Here is a 1848-nt window from a genome sequence, read left to right on the forward strand (position 1 = left end):
CCGATGGGTCCTTCACCACCACGTCGGGCCCGCGCGGCGCGCCCGATGCCGCCGAGGAACGCCACCGGTGCCGCGATCAGCATCGGACAGGGGGTGGCGAGCACCAGGACCTCGGCGAACCGTCGTGGCTCCCCGGCGACCTACCAGGAAACGGCACCGAGGACGACGGCGAAGGCGGTGAACCACGGCGCGTACCGGTCGGCGAGTCGGACCATCGGCGACCGCGACGACATCGCCCCGGAGACGAGCGCGACGATCTGCTGGTACTCGCTCGCATCCGCCGTCCGATCCGCCCGCAGCAGGACCGCTGCGGTGCCGTTGACAGCACCGCTCGGCACCGACGATCCGGCGGACACCCCCACCGGCACGCTCTCCCCGGTCAGTCTCGACTCGTCGAACGTCGCCGTGTCGGTCACCAGCAGACCGTCGACGGGCACGACCTCGTACGGACGCACGACCAGGACGTCCCCGACCGCCACCTCGGCGACGGGGACGTCCACGACGGCACCGTCGACACTCCGGTGCGCGGTCTTCGGGGCGTCGGAGAGCAGCCGGGACAGCGCACTCGTCGCTCGTCGCTGCGCGTGGGCCTCGAGCGCCTCGCCCCCGACGAGCATGAGCACGACGACGAACGCGGCCAGCCACTCGCCGACCGCGACGGTGGCGACGATCGCCGTCACGGCCAGCAGGTCGACACCGAAGCGTCCGTGCACCATCTCGCGGACCATCGACACGGCCGCCAGGAGCGCGGCGGCGAGGGCCGTCATGGTCAGCAGCGGCGGGACGACCCCGGGCGCGCCCGACCAGGCCGCGACGAGCGCCACGATGCCCACCGCGCACACGACGACGAGGCGCGTGCGGACGAGCGTTCCCTGCGAGGACGACCGGTCCACGGAGCCTCCGACGCTCGAGCGACGACGCCGGTCAGCGCCGTCACGAGCTTCGGCGGTCCCGGGCGCCGTGACCAGTGCCGAAGGTCCCCCGTCCGTCAGCGACGGACGGCGCGCAGGGCGCGCAGGGCGCGCATCGACACGCTCCGCGTCGGTCGGTTCGGTACCGGGTTCAGCGCCGACGATCCCCACACCGGCCTCCGCCCAGCGGCAGCACTCGCCCGACTCCTCACCGCGGAGCTCCGCATCGTCACGGTGCGGCGTGGACCCGCGATGTCCGACGACGTCGCCACCGAACTCCGGGTACTCCCCGCCGACCCGGCGGCGGACGACGCCGAACGCGTCCTCCGCCGCGCATCCGAAGCCGAGTTCCGTGGCGGGGTGCCGCCGTGGGTGCACCTCGAGGCCCTGCTCGGTCCCGCCGCCGACGTCGCGGTTCACCGAGCACGAGTCGATGCACGTCACAGCGGGTGCGCGACGCCTGCTCGGATCGGCACCAGCACCGTGACGGGTGACGCCTGACCCTCTTCGCGTGTCCGCACCCCGCGGACTCTGCGCCTCGAGGAGCGGTGGACAGACCGTTGCCGCTCGCACCGCGCCGGGAACGAGAGGACGCTGCGAACGACGGATGCCATCCGGGACGGAGCGTCTCGATGGTTCGACACGAGTACACGGCCGGCCCGCTCGGATCTCCACCACTCGGCGCGGGACTGGCGTTTGGACGATCGCGACGAGCTCACCGCGATCCAGCACACCAGGTACGGAGGCGTCTCGGTCACCGGCCTGACGGTGCACCCGACGGACCGCGACGTCTAGACGATCAGGATCCCGTCGGACGAGCACATCGAGCTCGACGACGGTCTCTGAGCCGAGGGGTCGGGCGCCGAGCGCCGGCCGCCGAGCGCCGTGACGGGACCTTCGACCCGGCCCGTTGCGACCCCCGACAATACGTCGCTGG

General features: G+C 72.9%; 2 protein-coding genes. One reads left to right on the top strand and one right to left on the bottom strand.

The genetic code is table 11. The annotated features are described in order from the left end of the window. Window positions 1–140: 140 nt before the first annotated feature. Window positions 141–893, bottom strand: a complete 753-nt coding sequence (locus tag I5E_RS23300) for a P-type ATPase (RefSeq protein ID WP_261974859.1) — start codon at window positions 891–893, stop codon at window positions 141–143. Between the two features lie 270 nt (window positions 894–1163). Here I5E_RS23300 and I5E_RS24240 point away from each other — a divergent pair, with 270 nt between their 5' ends. Continuing rightward, entirely contained in the window at window positions 1164–1412 is a 249-nt protein-coding gene (locus I5E_RS24240) for a hypothetical protein (RefSeq protein WP_148286869.1), read from the top strand. Window positions 1413–1848 lie beyond the last annotated feature (436 nt).

The organism is Curtobacterium sp. B18, assembly GCF_000333375.1.
Classification (GTDB): Bacteria; Actinomycetota; Actinomycetes; order Actinomycetales; family Microbacteriaceae; genus Curtobacterium.

What these genes read in the sequence shown, in the direction of transcription:
- I5E_RS24240 (WP_148286869.1), top strand. Translation starts at nt 1,164, where the DNA reads ATGTCCGACGACGTCGCCACCGAACTCCGGGTACTCCCCGCCGACCCG.